Origin of the sequence: Lutibacter agarilyticus (assembly GCF_900188235.1) — a bacterium.
GTDB classification, from domain to species: Bacteria; Bacteroidota; Bacteroidia; order Flavobacteriales; family Flavobacteriaceae; genus Lutibacter; species Lutibacter agarilyticus.
The window spans coordinates 21,323-41,468 of record NZ_FZNT01000014.1 but is presented as its reverse complement, the minus strand read 5'-3'; the positions used below and the strand labels follow the sequence as shown (position 1 = coordinate 41,468).

Sequence of the window (20,146 nt, the reverse complement as noted above, 5' to 3'; positions counted from 1 at the left end):
TTATGCTTTAACAATTAACTTCTAGTAATTTATGAATGTATTTAAACAATTAGCTACTTTCTTATTTTTACTTTCAATTAGCTTCGGTTTTTCTCAAGAAGAGAAAAATGACACTTTAAAAAAAGAAATTCCAGCAAGTATTTACACTGCAACACAAATTTCTACCGACTTAAATAGTTTACTAAATGTAAATAAACGATTAAATTTAAAATCTTATAAATTTTTAGTTTTAGTTGAAAAAAATATTGAAACGGGATATTTTTCAACCCCTTTATTCAACAAAAAAATAAACACAAGTAACTATATTTATGATAGTTACAACAAAATATATCAGAAATCTGTTTTAGAAGCTGCTTTCTTTAAAATTTCTGATTTATACCAACCAAGAACAAAAAAAGCATTATAAATCATTCACAAAAAAATCGATTTCGTTAATTTTATTAGCTAAAAGCCTCATTTTTAAAGAAGCTTTTGTAATTTTCGACTCTATAACTAAAAAAATATGCATAAACAACCGAAGCTTACTCGATTTAACGAGAACGTGTTATCAAAATACCAAATTTACAACAGTATTTTTATGACACTTCCGTTTGACTCTATTACTAAAACAGGTGTTTTACTACCTTTATTTCATGATGTATGTAAAGAAGGGTTTTCATCAAAGAAAAACCCAACAGAAATAGTTGACACATTTTTCAGCACTTATCAGGTAAATCCTACTGAAAAAGAAAGACTAGATTTATTATTTCACTTTATTCAATACATTGAACGCCAAGTAGTTTTATTTGACGCTATTGAAGATGCCTCATTCGCAACCGTAAATAATATGGACGGTGTTGGCACCATGAGAAGTACTAAAGAAACAGCTGTTAAAGAAAATAAAAAGGAAGCCTTAAAAAAGCATTTAGAAGACTTTAAAGTACGTATTGTTTTAACGGCCCACCCAACCCAGTTTTACCCTGGAACTGTTTTAGGAATTATTACAGATTTAGCTGAAGCCATTGAAAAAGATGACCTGCTTCTTATCAATAAATTATTAGCTCAATTAGGTAAAACGCCATTTTTCAAACAAGAAAAACCAACACCTTATGATGAGGCTGTTAGTTTAATCTGGTATTTAGAAAATGTATTTTACCACTCTGTATCAGACACTTACAACTACATTCAAAATAATATTTTTGATGGAAAAGAAATTCCTAACGAAATTATAAACCTAGGTTTTTGGCCTGGTGGAGACCGAGATGGAAATCCGTTTGTAACTACTGAAATTACTTTAAATGTTGCAAAACGTTTAAAGAAAATGATCTTAAAAAATTATTACCAAGATGTTAGAATCTTAAAAAAACGCCTTACTTTTAGTGGTATTGAACATATTATTACTGAATTAGAAGTTATGCTGTTTGACAATAGTGTGAACCCTGATTTAAACACCATGATTTCTTTAGAGGAATTTAAAGGAAAACTTTATGAAATTAAAAACCTGTTAATAACCAAACACCAGTCTATTTATTTAGAGGAAATGAATGACTTTATTAATAAAGTTCATATTTTTGGGTATCACTTTGCAACCTTAGACATTAGACAAGATAGTAGAGTACATCACAATGTATTTTCGCAAATTGTAACCACTTTACAAGAAAACGGTAGCACCTTATTCCCTGCTAATTATTTATCACTTTCTGATACTGAACAAATAGAAATTCTTTCAACCGTAGAAGACAATGTAGACATTTCAATTTTTAAAGATGAAATGGTAAACAAAACGTTAGGTTCTGTAAAAGCAGTAAAAACCATTCAAGAAAACAATGGTGAAAAAGGTTCAAACAGGTATATTATTAGTAACAATCAAACAGCTGTAAATGTTATGGAAACATTTGCTATGTTTAACTTATGTGGTTTTGAACACAACATAACTACCGATATTATTCCATTATTTGAAACGGTTGATGATTTAATTAATGCCGAAAGTGTTATGCGAATATTATACACAAATAACGCATACAAAAAACATTTAGAAAGCCGCAACAATAAGCAAACCATTATGTTAGGTTTTTCTGACGGAACAAAAGACGGTGGTTATTTAATGGCAAACTGGTCTATTTATCAAGCAAAAGAAAACCTGACAAGAATCTCGAGAGAGTTTGGAATTAAAGTTATTTTCTTTGATGGACGTGGTGGACCTCCAGCGCGTGGTGGTGGAAAAACACATCAATTTTATGCTTCTTTAGGTCCAAATATTGAAGATGAAGAAATACAATTAACCATACAAGGACAAACAATTAGCTCTAATTTTGGAACCTTAGATTCTGCTCAATACAACATTGAACAACTGCTTAGTGCGGGTATTTCAAATGAATTATTTAACAATTCAAATGATATCATCTCAGAAAGTGAAGTTCAAATAATGAATGACCTAGCCGAAACTAGTTATAAAGCGTATTCTGATTTTAAAGGTCATCCAAAATTTATGCCTTATTTAGAGCGCATGAGTACGTTAAAATATTACGGAAAAACAAATATTGGAAGCAGACCTTCTAAAAGATCTAGTTCTTCTAAATTAGAATTTTCAGATTTACGTGCCATTCCTTTTGTGGGTTCTTGGAGTCAGTTAAAACAAAATGTACCCGGATTTTACGGTGTTGGAACAGCATTAAAAAAATATGAAGACAACGGCGAATTTGATAAAGTAAAAGCTTTTTACCAAAATTCAGATTTCTTTAAAGCGCTGATTGGAAATAGTATGATGGCATTGTCGAAATCATTTTTTGAATTGACAGAATATATGGCTGATGATGAAGAGTTTGGAGAGTTTTGGAAAATTATTTACGAAGAATATTTAATTTCAAAACGATTGTTATTAAAATTGTGTGATTATGATATTTTAATGCAAAGCAATCCTGTAGGAAAAGCTTCAATTGATATTCGTGAAAATATTGTATTGCCATTGTTAACTATTCAACAGTTTGCTTTACGTAAAATTCAAGAATTACAAAAAGAAGATCCTGTAAATGAAAAGGAATTAGAAATTTATGAAAAAATGGTGACTCGTTCTTTATTTGGAAACATCAACGCAAGTAGAAATTCAGCATAAGAGAATATGAATTCAGTACAATTAGACAATAGTGAATACGCACCTTTTTACAGTAATTATATAACTGTTATAGGTGAGGTTGATTTACGTAGTGTTTTAAAAACTTCACTAGAAGATCTTATAACTACTATTAAAGTTTTACCTGAAGAAAAATTAACGTTCAAATATGCTGAAGGAAAATGGAGTATTAAAGAATTGGTGCAACATATTATTGATGCTGAACGTGTTTTAAGCTATAGAGCTTTGCGTTTTTCAAGAAATGACGCTACCGATTTACCTGGCTTTGATGAAGATTGGTATGTTGATAATTCTAACGGAGATGAACGCCCAATTAAAGACTTATTAGAAGAATTTAAACTAGTTAGAAAAGCTACATTGGCTCTTTTTAAAAGTTTTTCACCTGAAATGCTTGGTAAAACTGGCTCAGCAAACGGTAGTGACATGACGGTTAGAGCTCTAGGTTTTATTATTGCTGGGCATCAAATACATCATTTAAACATAATAAAAGAGCGGTATTTGTAATGCTTCTTTCTGAAAAAACAAAAAGGCTCAACTTAAATTTAAGTTGAGCCTTTTTTATTACAGCATAGGTGCTCCCTCTAATCTTTAGCATCTAAAAAGAAAATTTCATTTACAGGCTTTTTAAATACTTTTGAAATTTTTAAAGCCAAAACAGTTGATGGAACATATTTATTTAACTCCATTGCATTAATAGTTTGCCTGCTTACCCCTATAATTTCTGCTAATTTTGCTTGGGTAAAGTTATGTATCGCGCGCTCAACTTTTATATTATTTTTCATGCTGAATACTTATTTTTGATTTAAACAACATATAATGAAAACGAAAAATGAAAAATACCAATATGGTAAACATATTACAAACCATTACATTAAAAAAAGTAAAATCAAATAATAATAGAATTGAAATAAGCAATACAATATAATTTACATAAGTCGCCCAAATCAATGATTCCATTCTTATTTTTGAAATATATTCATCTTCATCTTTTGTTTTAGAAAATGACACTAAAATTCCTCCTACAATAATAAACACAGCTGCCAATTCATCAGCAATATTACTTTTGTTCCATTGCATAGGTGGCTTTGAAAAAATATCGACCTCTCCAACTAAAGGAAAAACGTTCATTTCCCAATTAGGGTATTCGAAATCATTAATCATTAAAATAGTACCCAAAACAATTCCAATAATTAGTAAAACCCAGCCCAAAGGCTTGTACTTATGCGAAAATAAAAATCGTGCTTTCATAATAGTTAACTTAAATCAATTCAAATGTAAAGTTTATTTGTCATTTAGACAAGTTATTCTTACTATTCCCTTTTCGTAAAATTACGTACATTTGTATTTCTAAAAAAACAGGGTTTTAATTCATGAGAATTATTAAAAAAATTCTTCTAATACTATCAATACTTCTCTTACTAATTTTAGTTGTAGGGTGGATGTATTATACCAGTTTAAAGCCTAATTACTCAGGTAATATTAATCTATCAGATATACAGAATGAAACCGACATATATTTTGATGATTTTGGAATTCCACATATTTATGCCGAAAGCCAACAAGATGCTATGACCGCTTTAGGTTATGTTCATGCACAGGATAGATTATGGCAAATGGAATTAATGCGAAGAATTGCACCAGGAAGATTGTCTGAAATTTTTGGAAAAGACATGCTTCAAAACGATCAATTTTTTAAAAGTTTGGGGATTGAAGAAACCACTTCAAAATCAATTAAAAATTTGAAGCCAGCATCTGAAACTTACAAATTAGCAACTGCTTATTTAAATGGCGTAAATCAATATATAGAAAATGGTGCTACTCCCATAGAATTTACTTTAATTGGAATTGAAAAAGAGAAATACCAACTTAGCGATATTTATAACATTTTAGGTTATATGTCTTTTAGTTTTGCAATGGCGCATAAAACCGATCCACTTTTAACAGTGCTTCATAAAAAACTTGGTACAGCATATTTAAAAGAATTATCCATTGATATTAACCCGAACACTACGCTTATAAAAACATCCAATCAAGATATTGAGAATTTTGAAAATTTAGTTTCTAGCGTTCAAAACGTAATGGGTAATTTGCCAACACCTGCTTTTATTGGCAGTAATAGTTGGGTGGTTTCATCTAAAAAAACGGCTACCGGAAATGTACTTTTTGCTAACGATCCGCATATTGGATATTCACAACCAAGCGTGTGGTTTGAAGCGCATATTACAACACCTAATTACGAAATGTATGGCTATCATATTGCTGGTGTACCATTTCCACTTTTAGGTCATAATCGCAATTACGCATACGGATTAACGATGTTTGAAAATGATGATTTAGATTTTTACAAAGAGATAAATCACCCATCCAAAGAAAACAGCTATAAAACTCCAACGGGTTATGCCAATTATGAAATTACTTCAAAAACCATTAAAGTTAAAGACAGTAGTGATGTAACTATTGAAGTTAGAAACTCACGTCACGGACCAATTATGAACGATGTAATTGATCAAATTTCACAAACGGAACCCATAGCAATGTCATGGGTTTTCACTCAAAATGAAAGCGAAATTTTAAAAGCGATGTACACCATTTCTCATGCTTCAGAAATGAATGATGTTAAAAAAGGAGCTTCTATGATTCATGCGCCTGGATTGAATATTATGTATGGCGATGCTAAAGGAAATATTGCTTGGTGGGCAGCAGCGAAATTATACAAGCACAAGCCACATGTAAATCGAAAATTTATTTTAGATGGCGCTTCAAGTGAAGATGATATTGTTGAATATTTAGATTTCAGCGAAAATCCAATGGCTGAAAACCCTTCCTGGGAATATGTGTATTCAGCCAACAATCAGCCAGATACTATTTCAAATATGCTGTATCCTGGTTATTATTTATCAGAAGATAGAGCGAAAAGAATTGTAGATCTTATTGAACCTAAAAACGATTGGAATAAGGATGCATTTGGGCAAATGATTAATGATGTTACTTCAGCAATAGCTCCTAAAAATATTCAACAACTTGTTTCAACAATAAATACAACTGCATTATCAGAAACCGAACTAAAAAGTTTTGAAATTCTGAAAAAATGGGATGGTTCAAACCAAGTTAACGATGTTGCTCCAACCATTTACAATAAATGGATTTACACCTATTTAAAAAATACTTTTGAAGATGAACTTGGCGAAAAATTATTTGGCCAGTTTTTAAAAACACATATATTAAAACGAATGATTGCTGAACAGCTTCAAAAAGACACTTCTATTTGGTGGGATAATATACATACTGAAAATAAAATTGAAACTAAAAAAGACATTTTATCAAGTTCTTTTACTGAAGCAATTTCTTCATTAGAAAAACAACTAGGAAGTGACATTTCAACATGGAATTGGGGAAAAGTTCATACATTAGAGCACGGTCATCCATTAGGTACTATTGATGCTTTAAAAGGGTATTTTAACGTTGGTCCGTTTCCTGTAAAAGGCGCTAGAGAAGTTATTGACAATAGAGGCTACACTTACAACAAATCGGGTATTTACAATGTAACTGCTGGCCCTTCAACAAGAAGAATTATCGATTTTTCTGATATTGAAAACAGCATTAGTATTTTACCAACGGGACAATCTGGAAATCCTTTTAGTGAACATTACAACGATCAATCTGAAATGTATAACAATGGAGAATTCAGAAAGATGAAATTAAATAAAGAAGAAATTATTAAAAACGGGACAAAACTAACTATAAAACCAAAAAAATGAGCAAAAGAATCACAATAAAACAAATTGCAGCGGCATTGCACGTTTCAATTTCTACCGTTTCAAAAGCATTGAACGACAGCTATGAAATTAGCGAGGAAACTAAGAGAAAAATTCAAGAATATGCAAAAGAGCATAAGTACAAACCAAACACCTTAGCCCTAAGCTTACAAAATAAAAAAACAAAAACCATTGGTATTTTACTACCAAACATTTTAACATACTACTATGCGCGTGTACTGCGTGGAATTGAAAAAGTAGCTACAGAAAAAGGATACAACCTAATTACATGCATCACAAACGATTCTTATAAAAAGGAAGTATATACCATGGAAATGTTATCAAATGGTACTATTGACGGTTTTATTGCGTGTATTGCCAACGAAACTTTAGAATTAAAAGAATTTGACCATTTTAAAGATATTTTAGAAGAAGGAACTCCGATTGTTTTGTACAATAGAGTTCATAAAGATATAAATTGTGATAAAGTAGTTACCGACAATATTAAAAGTGCTTACAAAGCTACTCGTTTTTTAATGCGCTCTGAATGTAAAAATATTGCGTTGGTTTCTAGTACAAAAGGACTAGATATTAGTAAATTTAGACTTAAAGGCTATTTAAAAGCCTTAACAAAATACGACATAACTCCAAATGAAGAATTGATTATAAACTTAAAGAGTGAAAAAAAGTTAAAGACTCGCATTAATGAAATGTTAGACAATAATCAAGTTGATGGTATTTTTACCATTGATGAAGTTTCGGCTGCACTTACAACGCAGGTATTAAATAAAAGAGGTATAAAAATTCCTGAAGACGTTTCAATTATTGGATTTACCAATGGTATTTTATCTCGTTACAGTACCCCTCCATTAACTAGTGTAAACAGATTTGCGCATACAACGGGAGAAGTAGCTGCCGCAAGATTAATTGATAAAATTGAAGAAAAAATTCCGTTTAACGACATTACAACTGAAATAATTAAGACCGAATTAGTAGAACGTGAATCAACAAAAAAACTTTTTATTAAGTTTTAACTTTAAAAATAGTTAATACACTTCTTATTTTTTTCTATTTTTATAAAAAAAAGTATGCTAGTGAAAATTTTTGGCAGCGCCGTATTTGGTGTTGAAGCCACAACTATTACAGTTGAAGTAAATATTGATAAAGGTATAGGATATCATTTAGTTGGCTTACCCGACAATGCAATTAAAGAAAGTAGCTATAGAATTTCAGCTGCTTTAAATAATAATGGTTTTAAACTTCCTGGTAAAAAAATAACCATTAACATGGCTCCTGCCGATATGCGTAAGGAAGGTTCAGCTTATGATCTTACCCTTGCCATTGGTATTTTAGCTGCTTCCAATCAAATTAAATCTAATAAGGTCGCCAATTACATTATCATGGGTGAACTTTCTTTAGACGGAAGTTTACAACCCATTAAAGGCGCTTTACCAATTGCCATTAAAGCTTTAGAAGAAGGTTTTACTGGTTTTATTTTACCAAAACAAAATGCTAAAGAAGCTGCCATTGTAAATGGATTGGAAGTTTATGGCATTGAAAATATTACTGAAGTCATTCATTTTTTCGATAAAAATGAGCCTTTAGAGCAAACAATTATTGATACACGGGCTGAGTTTTATAAAAATTTAGACAATCCAGAATTTGATTTTGCAGACGTAAAAGGGCAAGAATCCGTAAAACGATCTATGGAAATTGCAGCAGCTGGCGGACATAATATAATTTTGGTTGGACCTCCAGGAAGTGGAAAAACAATGTTGAGTAAACGACTTTCATCTATTTTACCACCTATGACTTTACAAGAAGCTTTAGAAACTACCAAAATACACTCGGTAGTAGGCAAGGTAAAAGATTCCGGATTAATGTGCCAACGACCATTTCGATCTCCTCATCATACGATATCGGATGTAGCCCTAGTTGGAGGCGGTCAATACCCACAACCAGGAGAAATTTCATTATCACATAATGGCGTATTATTTTTAGATGAATTACCTGAATTTAAAAGAACTGTTTTAGAAGTCATGCGGCAACCTTTAGAAGATAGAGAAGTCACCATTTCAAGAGCACGATTTACGGTAACATATCCAAGTAGTTTTATGCTTGTAGCAAGTATGAATCCTAGTCCGAGCGGATATTTTAATGACCCTGACGCACCTGTTACCTCCTCTCCTTCGGAAATGCAACGTTATTTAAGTAAAATTTCAGGTCCGCTTTTAGATCGTATTGATATTCATATTGAAGTAAACCCTGTTCCGTTTGAAAAACTTACAGAAGAACAACAAAGTGAACCAAGTAAAACAATTAGAGAGCGAGTTACAAAAGCAAGAGAGTTTCAAAGTAAACGCTTTTCAGAACATCAAAACATTCATTACAATGCACAAATGGGCGTTAAACAAATTCGAAAATTCTGCCAATTAAACGATGAAAGTATGAACTTACTTAAAACTGCTATGGAACGTTTAAACTTATCAGCTAGAGCTTTTGACCGAATTTTAAAAGTATCTAGAACTATTGCCGATTTAGAAGGGTTAGAAGATATAACTTCCACACATATTTCAGAAGCCATACAATATAGAAGCTTAGACCGAGAAGGTTGGTTGGGTTAAAATAAACTAATTTTAAATAAGGGGAAATATCCCCTACTAAATTCAGGTTTTACCCCCTCTATAGAAATCAATTCTTACGCTACTTTTACAGTAAGAAAAAGAAAATTATTAGGGAAAATGCTATGAAGAGTCTGTTCAATTTTTGAGCAGGCTCTTTTTACTTTTATAGACCTGACATTAAGTGTCGTATAGCTATTGAGAACTTGGTAGTATTTTTACACTGTAATAATAACTAGTATTACAAGTTTTTCAATTAAATGTTTTTACAGCCTTGTTTTAAAAAAGCAAGGCTGTTTCGTTGTAAAAAATCATCCCCTGCTTAATATCAGTAAATTTCTGAAACTAAACTATTAACTTTGTTAAGTATCAACTTCATATTATGAAAAAACAACTAACAATACTTCTTTTATTTCTAACATTTGGAACCATTCTAAGTCAAGATATTTCAACGTTAAAACTAACCAACACAGGTGTAAACCCTATAAAAATAACATTTGATAGTTTATCAGAACACCAAATTTACAACAAAGCACTTATGTGGATTCAAGAAACCTATATACATCCAAAAGACGCTTTAAAAGAAAAATCTGAAAATAAAAAAATTAAACTAGAGGGATTTGAACAAAAAGCATGGTGGTATAAATCAATGGGCATAAAAAATTATAACCATATGCAATATAGTGTTGAAATTTATTTCAATAATACATCTGTTGACTTTAAATATCTAATTGGTGAATTTTATATTTATGAAGGTCCAAAAGCACAATACGATTACCGTATGTTTTTTAATAAAGACGGAAGTGTTAGAAAAAAATACGAAGATGCGGTTACTAGCCTTGAATTAACCATGAATAACTTACTGGTTTCTTTCTATAATTATGTTTCTGGAAAAGAAATTCAGGTAGAAAATAAAGACCTCAACAAATATTTAAACACTTTACAAAATTCATTATCTAAAAACTCAAAAGACCGTAACATTCATTTTGATTTAGCTTGTTTTTATTCCTTAATTGAAGATAAAGAAAATGCTTATAAACATTTAAACAGTGCTGTTGAAAATGGTTATAGAAATTTAAAAAACATTAAAACAACTGCTGATTTAAGGTGGTTAAGAAGTCAAGATGATTTTAAACAGTTTGAGGCAAATGGTTATCAACTAAAAGTAGCTTCAACAGTTGAAACTGATGCAGATTTTGATTACATTCAAGAGTTAAAAGAACTTGCAAAATTAAAAGAGGAAGGTATTATTACCGAAAAAGAATTTCAAGAACTGAAAATAAAAATAATATCCAAAGCAAAACTACAATAAACCGACATAACGTGTCGTGCTAATAACTACATAACCAACTTATATTTGTAGTATAATTATTCATCAGAATAGTTTTTCATAAAAAAGTTTGGTTTGATTGTTTAAACTGTTCAATTTGTTAGAGTTGGGCAGTTTTTTTTATGTTGAAATAAAACGCTTGTATATAAAAAAATCGAGGCGTTCAACCTCGATTTTTTTTATCTATTTTAATAGGAAACTTAATCTTCGTTTGAAGGTTTTCCTATAGTAGCTAATATACCACCATCAACATATACAACATGTCCGTTCACAAAATCACTTGCTTTTGAACTTAAAAATATTGCTGCTCCAGCCAAATCATTAGGATCTCCCCATTTGGCCGCTGGCGTTCTATTAATAATAAAATCGTTGAAAGGATGCCCCTCAACTCTAATAGGTTCAGTCTGTGAGGTAGCAAAATATCCTGGACCAATACCGTTAACTTGAATATTGTACTTAGCCCATTCTGTTGCCATATTTTGTGTAAGCATTTTTAATCCACCTTTTGCTGCGGCATAGGCACCGACACTGTTTCTTCCTAACTCACTCATCATTGAGCAGATATTGATAACTTTTCCTTGCTTTCTCTCTACCATTCCTTTAACTACGTGTTTAGAAACAATAAATGGGCTAACTAAATCAATATCTATTACTTCTTTAAAATCGGCAACTTCCATTTCTAACAATGGAGTACGTTTTATGATCCCCGCATTGTTAATTAGGATATCTATATTTCCAACTTCGCTTTCAATTTTTTTAACGGCTGTAATTACCTCATGCTCATCAGACACATTAAATTTATACCCAACAGCTTTTATTCCTTCTTTTTTATATTCTGAAACCGCAATATCAATTTTTTCTTGTGAAGAATTACCATTCACAACAATTGTTGCTCCAGCTAAACCTAAACCTCTAGCCATTGCCATACCTAACCCATGTGTACTACCTGTTACAAGGGCTATTTTTCCTTCTACATTAAATAATGAACTACTCATATTTTTTTATCTTAAATCGGTTATTTTTGCTACATCCATATCTCCATAATCAAGATTTTCACCCGCCATACCCCAAATAAATGTATAGTTTGAAGTTCCTGACCCAGAATGAATAGACCAAGGTGGTGAAATTACTGCCTGATCATTATTCATCCAAATATGGCGTGTTTCTTGAGGCTGCCCCATAAAATGACAAACTGCTTGATTCTCTGGAATATCTAAATAGAAATAAATTTCCATTCTTCTATCATGTACATGTGCTGGCATGGTATTCCAAACACTTCCTGTTTTTAATTCAGTCATACCCATTTGCAACTGACAAGTAGTTACAATACCACCAATTATCATTTGGTTTACAGTACGGTGATTTGCAGTTTCTAATGAACCTAATTCAATTTTATTAGCTTCAGCTTTACTTACTTTTTTTGTTGGGTAACTTGTATGAGCTGGTGCTGAGTTTAGGTAAAATTTTGCAGGGTTTGCTGCATCATCACTTTTAAAAACAACTTCTTTATTTCCGCTTCCAATGTATAAAGCATCTTTAAAACCTAAAGAATAACTAACACCTTCTACAGTAACTGTTCCGTTCCCCCCTACATTTATTATTCCAATTTCTCTTCTTTCTAAAAAGTACTCAGCTTTTAAAGGATCAATAGTTTCTAATTTTAATTCGTTTGTAGGAACAATAGAACCTACTATATAACGGTCGTAATGAGAATATGTTAACGTAATTTCTCCTTCTTTCATTAAATTATCAACTAAAAATTCTTTTCTTAATTGAGTTGTGTCGTATTGTTTTACTGCTTCTGGACTTGAAGCATATCTTGATTCGTATGTTGTTGCCATTTTGTTTTTTTTTAATTATTATAATTTTATTTAAATAATTGAAGATTACACTAAACAGATGTACTCAAAATAGCACAATCTTCAATTATTAAACCTAGTCTAATTTATGTACGCTCTTTAATTGGCACTAAATTTTCATCTAAAGGAACCATTTTAGGCATTAATAAATGTACTAAACCTAGTATGATTAAGTAACAAGAACCTGCAATTAGGAAAGCCCAAAAATAACCTGAGTTACCTGCCTGATCTAATACTGATCCCAATGCAATATCGGCAAGAATACCTGCTACTGCTCCAACCATTCCTCCGATTCCTACAACTGATGCTGTTGCTTTTTTAGGAAATACATCTGAAACCAATGTAAAGATATTTGCTGACCATGCTTGGTGACCTGCTGCTGCTAAACCTATTAATAAAATAGCAATCCATTTATTTTCTGTAACTGCTACAAAACTTACTGGTAGTATAATTAATGCACATATTAATAAGGTTATTTTTCTAGCCTTATTTACAGTCCAACCTTTTCTCATTAATGCTCCTGAAAGGTATCCTCCAAAAATACTTCCTCCATCAGCTAAAATATAGATCACGAAAAATGGCAATGCTATGTTCTTTATATTTACATCAAACGTTGTTGCTAGGAATTTGGCTCCCCAGAATAAGTAAAACCACCAAACGGCATCGGTTACTTTAGCTAAAGCAAAAGCCCAAGTTTGACGTTTATCTAATACACTTTTCCAAGGTAACTTTTCTTCATTTTCTACTTCTGAATCTCCTTGTATGTAAGCTAATTCTTCTTTTGAAACTTTTGGATGTACTTCTGGTTTTTTGTACATTCTAAACCATAGAAACACCCATATTGCACTTAATGCTCCGGTTATTAAAAATGGTATTTGCCAGTTTTTACCATCTTCATGAACTATCCACCCAACTACAAATGGTGCTGCTATAGCTCCAATACTTGTAGCTGCATTAAAAAGACCTGTTGCAAATGCTCTGTCTTTTTTTGGAAACCACTCTGCTGTGGTTTTAATGGCTGCAGGAAAATTACCTGCTTCTCCAAATCCTAATCCAAAACGTGCAGCTGCAAAACCTATTACACTAAATCCTGGACGAACTAATGCGTGTAACATTCCAAAAATACTCCATATTGCAATTGATAAGGTGTACCCTTTTTTGGTACCTAAACGGTCTATTAAACCTCCCATATAAAGCAATCCTAAAGCATACGCTATTTTAAAGGATACCATAATGTTGGCATAATCACTATTGGTCCAACCAAACATTTTTTCTAGAGTTGGTGCCATTACACCAATAATACTTCTATCAAAATAGTTGATTGTCGTAGCAAACATTAGAAGCCCTAATATTCTGTATCGATAGTTTCCTATCTTTTTTGTTTCGCTCATAATTAATTATTTATTTTTTAAAATTAAAATATTGTACTGCATTGTTATAACAAATATCTTGAACCATTTTTCCTAAAAACTTCAAATCATTTGGAACCAAACCTTTATTAATATCTTCTGCAATTAAATCACACAAAATTCGTCTAAAATACTCGTGTCTTGGAAAAGATAAAAAGCTTCTACTATCAGTAAGCATACCTACAAATCGGCTTAGTAAGCCCATATTAGAAAGTGCATTTAATTGCTTCTCCATACCGTCCTTTTGATCTAGGAACCACCAACCTGAACCCCATTGCATTTTACCTGGAGTACCTCCTGTTTGAAAATTCCCCATCATTGTTGCAAACACTTCGTTTTGTGAAGGATTTAAATTATAGGTAATTGTTTTTGCTAACTGGTCGGTTGAATTAAGTGTATTAAATAACTTCGACATAAATTCAGCCATAGGAAAATCTCCAATAGAATCGCAACCAGCATCTAAACCAACTTGCGCTACCAATCGTGTATTATTATTTCTAATAGGACCTAAATGGTATTGTTGCACCCAATTAAACTTGTGATATTGTTTAGCTAAATGAATAAAAATACTAGATCTGTATTTATTAATCTCTAAAGTTGAAAGTGCTTGTCCTTTTAATTTTTTATCAAAAATTACAGCAATCTCTTCTTCAGTATAATCTTCAATTACCAATGCTTCTCCAACTCCAAAATCAGAGATACAACATCCGTTTTCGTTAAAATAAAGAATTCTTGCATCAATAGCTTTTATAAAATCTGCGTAAGAAGTAATTTCAAAGTTTACTGCCCTACTTAATTTTTGCAAATACGGTAAAAACTTTTCAGCTCCAATAAAAAACAATTCATCAGATCTAAAAGTTGGATATACTTTTGTATAAAAATCTTTTTTTGCTATTTCTTTATGGTATTGTAAATCATCAGTTGGGTCATCAGTAGTACAAACTACCTCAACCTTCATATGCTCTAATAATTGAGCAGGAGTTTTTGTAGCTAAAATGGCATTTGCTTTATTATAAATTTCAGAAGCATTACTTGGTTGTAACACTTCATCAATATTAAAATAACGTTTTAACTCTAAGTGTGTCCAATGAAACAATGGATTTCTCAATGTTTGAGGAACGGTTTCAGCCCACTTTTCAAAACGATCTTCTAAAGATGCAGCACCTGTAATATAAGATTCATCAACACCATTAGCTCTCATTCCGCGCCATTTGTAATGATCGCCATCAAGCCAAGCTTTTGTAATATTTTCTACAGGCTTATCTTCAGCTATTTGCTTTGGTGATAAGTGGTTATGATAATCTATTATTGGTAAGTCTTTTGCATATTCATGATACAAAATTTCAGCCTCTTTTGAGTTCAATAAAAAATTATCTGTGATAAATGTTTTTGAAGAAATTTGACTCATAACATTTAAATACTTTTTGAAATTCCAAATTCTAAACCTCTTAACTCAGCTAAACCACGTAATCTTCCAATTCCTGAATATCCTGGATTTGTTTTTTTACTTAAATCGTCTAACATTTGATGCCCGTGATCTGGTCGCATAGGAATTGCAAAATCAGATCGTCCTGCACCTTGTCTTCTTCTTTCTTCTAAAACCACCTCTTTTACAATGCTGTACATATCAACATTTCCTTCTAAATGATTGGCTTCAAAAAAGTTCCCTTCATTATCTCTTTGAGTGCTTCTTAAATGTAAAAAGTGAACTCTATCTGCAAAGCGTTTAAAAATTTGAACCAAATCATTATCAGCTCTTACACCTAATGAACCAGTACAAAAAGTAATTCCGTTAGCTCTATGCGGAACTTGTTCAAATAAATAAGCATAATCTGCTTCAGTACTTACAACTCTTGGCAATCCTAAAATTGGCATTGGAGGATCATCAGGATGAATACACATAAGAACTTCATTTTGAGCTGCAACAGGTATAATTTCTTTTAAAAAATTAACTAAGTTTTCTCTTAACGTTTGTGCGTCAATAGCTGCATAAGTATCTAATATTTGTTGAAATTGCTCTAAAGTATAACCTTCTTCAGCACCAGGTAAACCAGCAATAATATTATTTACTAGTCCTGTTTTTTCATCTTCTGAAAGACCTTCAACATAAACTTTAGCCGCTTTTTGTTGTGCTTCAGAATAACTACTTTCAGCACCTGGTCTTTTTAATAAATACATTTCAAATGCTGCAAAAGCAATCATATCAAAACGTAAAGCTTTAGAACCATCTTCAACTTGATATCCTAAATCTGTTCTTGTCCAATCTAATACTGGCATAAAATTGTAACACACAATGTTAATACCACAAGTTGCTAAGTTTTTAATACTTTCTTTATATCGTTCAATATAAAGTTTATAATCACCTGACCATGTTTTAATATTTTCATGTACCGGAATACTTTCAACAACACTCCAATCTAATCCTGCTGCTTCAATAATTGCTTTACGCTCATTAATTGCTTCAACAGTCCAAACCTCTCCGTTTGGAATTTGATGTAATGCAGAAACAATTCCTGTTGCTCCTGCTTGTTTTATATCTGATAATTGTACTGGGTCATTTGGCCCGTACCAACGCCATGTTTGTTCCATAATTTAATTTACTTTTTTATTATACACCACTAAATGCACTAAACCCACCATCAATTGGCACTACTATTCCTGTTACAAAAGACGAAGCATCATCACATAACCATAAAGTAGTGCTAATTAAATCTTCAGGCTCACCAAATTTACCCATTGGTGTTTGCTCAATAATTGTATTTCCTCTTGGCGTTAAACTTCCATCAGCATTCGTTAATAAAGTACGATTTTGATCGGTAAGAAAAAATCCAGGTGCTAAAGCATTTACTCTAATACCTACTTTTGAAAAATGAACTGCCAACCATTGTGTGAAATTTGACACAGCAGCTTTTGCACCACTGTATGCTGGAATTTTAGTTAAAGGTGTAAAAGCATTCATAGACGAAATATTTAGGACACTACATCCTTTTTTACCCACCATGTCTTGAGCAAAAACTTGTGTTGGTAATAACGTACCAATAAAGTTTAAGTTAAATGTGAATTCAATTCCTTTAGGATCTAAGTCGAAAAAAGTTTTAAAACCTTCGGTCGTATTTTCTAAATCGGCAATTTCTAAAAAAGGATTAGATGTTGTTCCTAAAGGATGATTTCCTCCTGCTCCGTTTACCAAAATATCACAAGCACCCAATTGCTCGTTCACTTCTTTTTTAGCAGCTTCTAATGAAGCTTTCTCCAAAACATTGGCAGCAACTCCTATAGCCACACCACCATCTGCATTAATTTCTTCAGCAACCTTGTTTGCTGCTTCAATTCTTAAATCTAAAACGGCAATTTTGTTACCTTGCTTAGCCAATGCTTTTGCTAAAGTGCTACATAAAACACCTCCTGCTCCTGTTAATACAATTACTTTACTCATTTATTAATTTGTTTTTTATAAAAAATTATCCTTTTATTAAATATTATTTTATGTTTAATACTATTGAACGAACTTCAATACAACACCCTGTTCTATCCTGTCTATTTCAATCATTGCTTATTATTTAATTAACAAGCTTGTTTAAATTTTTACATTTTAAACATCATTAGTAATATGTTTTCGTGTGCGCACACAAAATTAGTAAATATTTTTCGTGTGCGCACACATTTTTTTTAATTATTTTTGCTAATTCGCTTTTTATTCAATTTAAATTTTTAATATTTGTCTTGATTTTAAGAAAAAATATGATTACAATAAAGGAAATTGCAGTGATTGCTAAAGTTTCGGTTGGAACTGTTGATAGAGTTATACACGGTAGAGATGGAGTTTCTAAAAAAACAAGAGAGCGAGTTCAACAAATCTTAACCCAACAAAATTTTAAAATAAATAACATTGCCAGATCACTGGCAATGAAAAAAAAGTATAATATATCGGTATTAATTCCTGATTTTGATGCTGACAACTTATTTTGGGAATCACCCTTGTTAGGTATTTCAAAAGGAGCTGAGGAGGTTCTAAGCTTCGGAATTGAGGTAAATAAATTCACCTTTAATGAATTAGACAAAGAATCATATTTAAAAAGTTTTCAGAAATTAATTGATGGAAATCCTGAAGCTGTTATACTTACACCCCTATTTTTAAATGAAACTAAAATAATAATTGCTCAGTTAGATAAAAAAAAGATTCCATACATTTTCTTAAATATTGAAATGCCTGGGTTTAACAATATTTCTTTTATCGGTCAGGATTCTTACAAAGGTGGTTATTTATCTGGAAAATTAATGCATTTATGTACTGGACAAAAAACCAACTACTTAATTACATATATTGAATCTAAACTATACAATAACAATGCAATAGAAGGAAGAATACAGGGGTTTTACTCTTACTTCAACAAAAATAAAATTCCGTTTGAATCGGTTTCACTAAATTTTGAAGATTTAAACAATTTGGAGCGTGTAAAACAGCAATTAAAAGAAGTGCTTGATACGCATAAAAATATTTCGGGAGTTTTAGTGCCTTCAAGTAGAATTTCAACAATATCAAATTGTATTGATTCTGAAAAATTAAAAGAATTAAGCCTGATAGGTTTTGATACAACAGCACAAAATGTCGCTAATTTAAAGAATGATAAAATCACCTTTTTAATCTCTCAAAAATCATTTAACCAGGGGTTAAAATCAGTCAAAATAATGACTGATTATTTAATCCAAAATAACATTCCTCAACAAAAAATATATTCACCTCTTGAAATAGTTACTAAAGAAAATTTAGAATTTAGCCAACAAGAGAAGTGGCAATATATTGATGTAAAAAAATCTTAATTTAATAGTTACCCCTGCTTAAAAAAATAATTTATTCAGATTTAAAACTAATTTCAATTCCTGAATTTAATAATTCTTGTTTTTTAGTATCTAAATATTCAAACCATTGCGTTTGATTGGTAATAACTCCTGCCTTATCCCAAGCCGCACCTGTATAATATACAAAAGGCTCATTATTTGAAACTTCAACCTCAGCAATATATTGGTCGTTTCTCAATTTCATATTACTTACTTTTGAAGGAATAATTATTCCAACACCAGTAGTACCATCATCACCATGAGTTGGTTCCCAATAGGCTAAAATACCATCTTCAACTTTAAATAATTCTTGACCACCTTCTTCAGGACGTTTTATAATTCCAATAACTGCTGGCAATGGCTCTACATTTTCAAAAGAATAGGTAATCTCCATTTTACTTAATTGAGTTCCCGCATCTAAGCTCACTATTTTTGTAGCTGTTACTTCTTGTCCATCAACCATCCAAGGCTCGAAATCAAGTTGAAAAGTAGTACGCAACGGACCGTTGTCTAATACTTTATATTGGTAATAATTTTTAGAGTACCAAATGCTATCGCTTTTATATGGCGCAATATTACCTGCACCTAAGCTATGCCCCACATGGTAATAATCCATTCCATCACCATTATCAACATGGTATTTACCTCTTTTGTAACGCTCATTTATAACTAGTTTGTCTGTACTTTTTACCCAAACATCAATTCCGTAAGCATTTCCTTTCCCTCTTAATTCTAATGCTTTTCCATACATTCTAAATGCTATTTTATCGTTTTCCCAAGCAAAATCATCAAAACGTTCTGGAACAAATCTTCCGTAAGTTTTAGAATTAACTTCACTAGGTTTTCCATTTTCAATTGCTAATTCAATAGCCGATCCTACATTTAATGATACCTGAACCAATATATTTTTTACAGCTGTATTTCCTGCATATTCTAATTGAAAAGAAAGTTCTTTTTTAGAAACAGCTTCAACAATTTTAAAATTAGCTAAATCTAATTCTGGATATTGTGCTGCTACTTTATCCCAAGGAAGTTCAACAACCTTAGACTCGTAATTTATATCACTTTTGTTTTCAATTATAATTTTTTTACTAGGATTGTTTTCACAAGCACTAAAAATCATTATTAGTAATAATGAAAAAATTAATGTGTTTACTTTAAGTTTCATATTTTCTATTTTTTATTTAAATCTTTTTTTAGAATTTTTCAACAAATATACTTCGA

The 20,146-nt window shown here is 31.4% G+C and carries 17 protein-coding genes; 8 read left to right on the top strand and 9 right to left on the bottom strand.

Translation table 11 applies throughout. The features are described from left to right. Positions 1–31: 31 nt before the first annotated feature. The 3 genes from CHB67_RS16855 to CHB67_RS16845 all read left to right on the top strand — a co-directional run bounded on the left by CHB67_RS16855 (position 32) and on the right by CHB67_RS16845 (position 3,613). Complete coding sequence (locus CHB67_RS16855; protein ID WP_089382981.1) at positions 32–406, top strand: hypothetical protein; 375 nt, start codon at positions 32–34, stop codon at positions 404–406. A gap of 96 nt (positions 407–502) precedes the next feature. Continuing rightward, a complete protein-coding gene (locus CHB67_RS16850) occupies positions 503–3,091 on the top strand; it encodes a phosphoenolpyruvate carboxylase (protein WP_089382980.1) in 2,589 nt (862 codons plus the stop codon). A 6-nt stretch (positions 3,092–3,097) separates the two neighbouring features. Continuing rightward, positions 3,098–3,613 (top strand): DinB family protein, encoded by a 516-nt coding sequence (locus tag CHB67_RS16845; protein WP_089382979.1) that lies wholly within the window; start codon positions 3,098–3,100, stop codon positions 3,611–3,613. 77 nt (positions 3,614–3,690) lie between these two features. Here CHB67_RS16845 and CHB67_RS16840 read toward each other — a convergent pair whose 3' ends face one another. Both CHB67_RS16840 and CHB67_RS16835 read right to left on the bottom strand, forming a co-directional pair. Beyond that, positions 3,691–3,891: a helix-turn-helix transcriptional regulator gene (locus tag CHB67_RS16840; RefSeq protein WP_089382978.1), complete on the bottom strand. Its 201-nt coding sequence runs from the start codon at positions 3,889–3,891 to the stop codon at positions 3,691–3,693. Further along, the gene (locus CHB67_RS16835; RefSeq protein WP_089382977.1) at positions 3,881–4,357 is read right to left on the bottom strand and encodes a hypothetical protein; all 477 of its coding nucleotides are present in this window, start codon (positions 4,355–4,357) and stop codon (positions 3,881–3,883) included. Before CHB67_RS16835 ends, CHB67_RS16840 begins: the two co-directional genes overlap by 11 nt. 122 nt (positions 4,358–4,479) lie before the next feature. Between CHB67_RS16835 and CHB67_RS16830 the strand changes: the two genes are divergently transcribed. The 4 genes from CHB67_RS16830 to CHB67_RS16815 all read left to right on the top strand — a co-directional run bounded on the left by CHB67_RS16830 (position 4,480) and on the right by CHB67_RS16815 (position 10,797). Continuing rightward, positions 4,480–6,867, top strand: a complete 2,388-nt coding sequence (locus CHB67_RS16830) for a penicillin acylase family protein (RefSeq protein WP_089382976.1) — start codon at positions 4,480–4,482, stop codon at positions 6,865–6,867. Further along, a complete protein-coding gene (locus tag CHB67_RS16825) occupies positions 6,864–7,898 on the top strand; it encodes a LacI family DNA-binding transcriptional regulator (protein WP_089382975.1) in 1,035 nt (344 codons plus the stop codon). Before CHB67_RS16830 ends, CHB67_RS16825 begins: the two co-directional genes overlap by 4 nt. Before the next feature lie 54 nt (positions 7,899–7,952). After that, the gene (locus CHB67_RS16820) at positions 7,953–9,488 is read left to right on the top strand and encodes a YifB family Mg chelatase-like AAA ATPase (protein ID WP_089382974.1); all 1,536 of its coding nucleotides are present in this window, start codon (positions 7,953–7,955) and stop codon (positions 9,486–9,488) included. A gap of 379 nt (positions 9,489–9,867) precedes the next feature. Next, complete coding sequence (locus CHB67_RS16815; RefSeq protein ID WP_089382973.1) at positions 9,868–10,797, top strand: SHOCT domain-containing protein; 930 nt, start codon at positions 9,868–9,870, stop codon at positions 10,795–10,797. Between the two features lie 218 nt (positions 10,798–11,015). Here the strand turns inward: CHB67_RS16815 and CHB67_RS16810 are convergent, their stop codons facing one another. The 6 genes from CHB67_RS16810 to CHB67_RS16785 form a co-directional block, all read right to left on the bottom strand. Beyond that, complete coding sequence (locus tag CHB67_RS16810; RefSeq protein WP_089382972.1) at positions 11,016–11,810, bottom strand: gluconate 5-dehydrogenase; 795 nt, start codon at positions 11,808–11,810, stop codon at positions 11,016–11,018. Between the two features lie 6 nt (positions 11,811–11,816). Next, positions 11,817–12,656, bottom strand: a complete 840-nt coding sequence (gene kduI / locus CHB67_RS16805) for a 5-dehydro-4-deoxy-D-glucuronate isomerase (protein WP_089382971.1) — start codon at positions 12,654–12,656, stop codon at positions 11,817–11,819. Between the two features lie 104 nt (positions 12,657–12,760). Next, complete coding sequence (locus tag CHB67_RS16800) at positions 12,761–14,065, bottom strand: MFS transporter (RefSeq protein WP_089382970.1); 1,305 nt, start codon at positions 14,063–14,065, stop codon at positions 12,761–12,763. Between the two features lie 10 nt (positions 14,066–14,075). Continuing rightward, entirely contained in the window at positions 14,076–15,491 is a 1,416-nt protein-coding gene (gene uxaC / locus CHB67_RS16795; RefSeq protein ID WP_089382969.1) for a glucuronate isomerase, read from the bottom strand. Positions 15,492–15,496: 5 nt separating this feature from the next. After that, positions 15,497–16,672 carry a mannonate dehydratase gene (uxuA, locus tag CHB67_RS16790; protein WP_089382968.1) on the bottom strand — a complete coding sequence of 392 codons (1,176 nt, stop codon included), beginning with the start codon at positions 16,670–16,672 and terminating at the stop codon, positions 15,497–15,499. A gap of 19 nt (positions 16,673–16,691) precedes the next feature. After that, positions 16,692–17,519 carry an SDR family oxidoreductase gene (locus CHB67_RS16785; protein WP_089382967.1) on the bottom strand — a complete coding sequence of 276 codons (828 nt, stop codon included), beginning with the start codon at positions 17,517–17,519 and terminating at the stop codon, positions 16,692–16,694. Positions 17,520–17,824: 305 nt separating this feature from the next. On the opposite strand from CHB67_RS16785, the gene CHB67_RS16780 reads away from it, so the two are divergent. Continuing rightward, positions 17,825–18,904: a substrate-binding domain-containing protein gene (locus tag CHB67_RS16780; protein WP_089382966.1), complete on the top strand. Its 1,080-nt coding sequence runs from the start codon at positions 17,825–17,827 to the stop codon at positions 18,902–18,904. Positions 18,905–18,935: 31 nt separating this feature from the next. On the opposite strand, the gene CHB67_RS16775 is transcribed toward CHB67_RS16780, so the two are convergent. Continuing rightward, positions 18,936–20,090, bottom strand: a complete 1,155-nt coding sequence (locus tag CHB67_RS16775; RefSeq protein WP_089382965.1) for a DUF4861 family protein — start codon at positions 20,088–20,090, stop codon at positions 18,936–18,938. Between the last annotated feature and the right edge of the window lie 56 nt (positions 20,091–20,146).

Bases quoted from the DNA above. Each gene is read 5' to 3' on its own strand.
- CHB67_RS16855 (WP_089382981.1), top strand. From the start codon at position 32: ATGAATGTATTTAAACAATTAGCTACTTTCTTATTTTTACTTTCAATT.
- CHB67_RS16850 (WP_089382980.1), top strand. From the start codon at position 503: ATGCATAAACAACCGAAGCTTACTCGATTTAACGAGAACGTGTTATCA.
- CHB67_RS16845 (WP_089382979.1), top strand. From the start codon at position 3,098: ATGAATTCAGTACAATTAGACAATAGTGAATACGCACCTTTTTACAGT.
- CHB67_RS16840 (WP_089382978.1), bottom strand. From the start codon at position 3,891: ATGAAAAATAATATAAAAGTTGAGCGCGCGATACATAACTTTACCCAA.
- CHB67_RS16835 (WP_089382977.1), bottom strand. From the start codon at position 4,357: ATGAAAGCACGATTTTTATTTTCGCATAAGTACAAGCCTTTGGGCTGG.
- CHB67_RS16830 (WP_089382976.1), top strand. From the start codon at position 4,480: ATGAGAATTATTAAAAAAATTCTTCTAATACTATCAATACTTCTCTTA.
- CHB67_RS16825 (WP_089382975.1), top strand. From the start codon at position 6,864: ATGAGCAAAAGAATCACAATAAAACAAATTGCAGCGGCATTGCACGTT.
- CHB67_RS16820 (WP_089382974.1), top strand. From the start codon at position 7,953: ATGCTAGTGAAAATTTTTGGCAGCGCCGTATTTGGTGTTGAAGCCACA.
- CHB67_RS16815 (WP_089382973.1), top strand. From the start codon at position 9,868: ATGAAAAAACAACTAACAATACTTCTTTTATTTCTAACATTTGGAACC.
- CHB67_RS16810 (WP_089382972.1), bottom strand. From the start codon at position 11,810: ATGAGTAGTTCATTATTTAATGTAGAAGGAAAAATAGCCCTTGTAACA.
- kduI (WP_089382971.1), bottom strand. From the start codon at position 12,656: ATGGCAACAACATACGAATCAAGATATGCTTCAAGTCCAGAAGCAGTA.
- CHB67_RS16800 (WP_089382970.1), bottom strand. From the start codon at position 14,065: ATGAGCGAAACAAAAAAGATAGGAAACTATCGATACAGAATATTAGGG.
- uxaC (WP_089382969.1), bottom strand. From the start codon at position 15,491: ATGAGTCAAATTTCTTCAAAAACATTTATCACAGATAATTTTTTATTG.
- uxuA (WP_089382968.1), bottom strand. From the start codon at position 16,672: ATGGAACAAACATGGCGTTGGTACGGGCCAAATGACCCAGTACAATTA.
- CHB67_RS16785 (WP_089382967.1), bottom strand. From the start codon at position 17,519: ATGAGTAAAGTAATTGTATTAACAGGAGCAGGAGGTGTTTTATGTAGC.
- CHB67_RS16780 (WP_089382966.1), top strand. From the start codon at position 17,825: ATGATTACAATAAAGGAAATTGCAGTGATTGCTAAAGTTTCGGTTGGA.
- CHB67_RS16775 (WP_089382965.1), bottom strand. From the start codon at position 20,090: ATGAAACTTAAAGTAAACACATTAATTTTTTCATTATTACTAATAATG.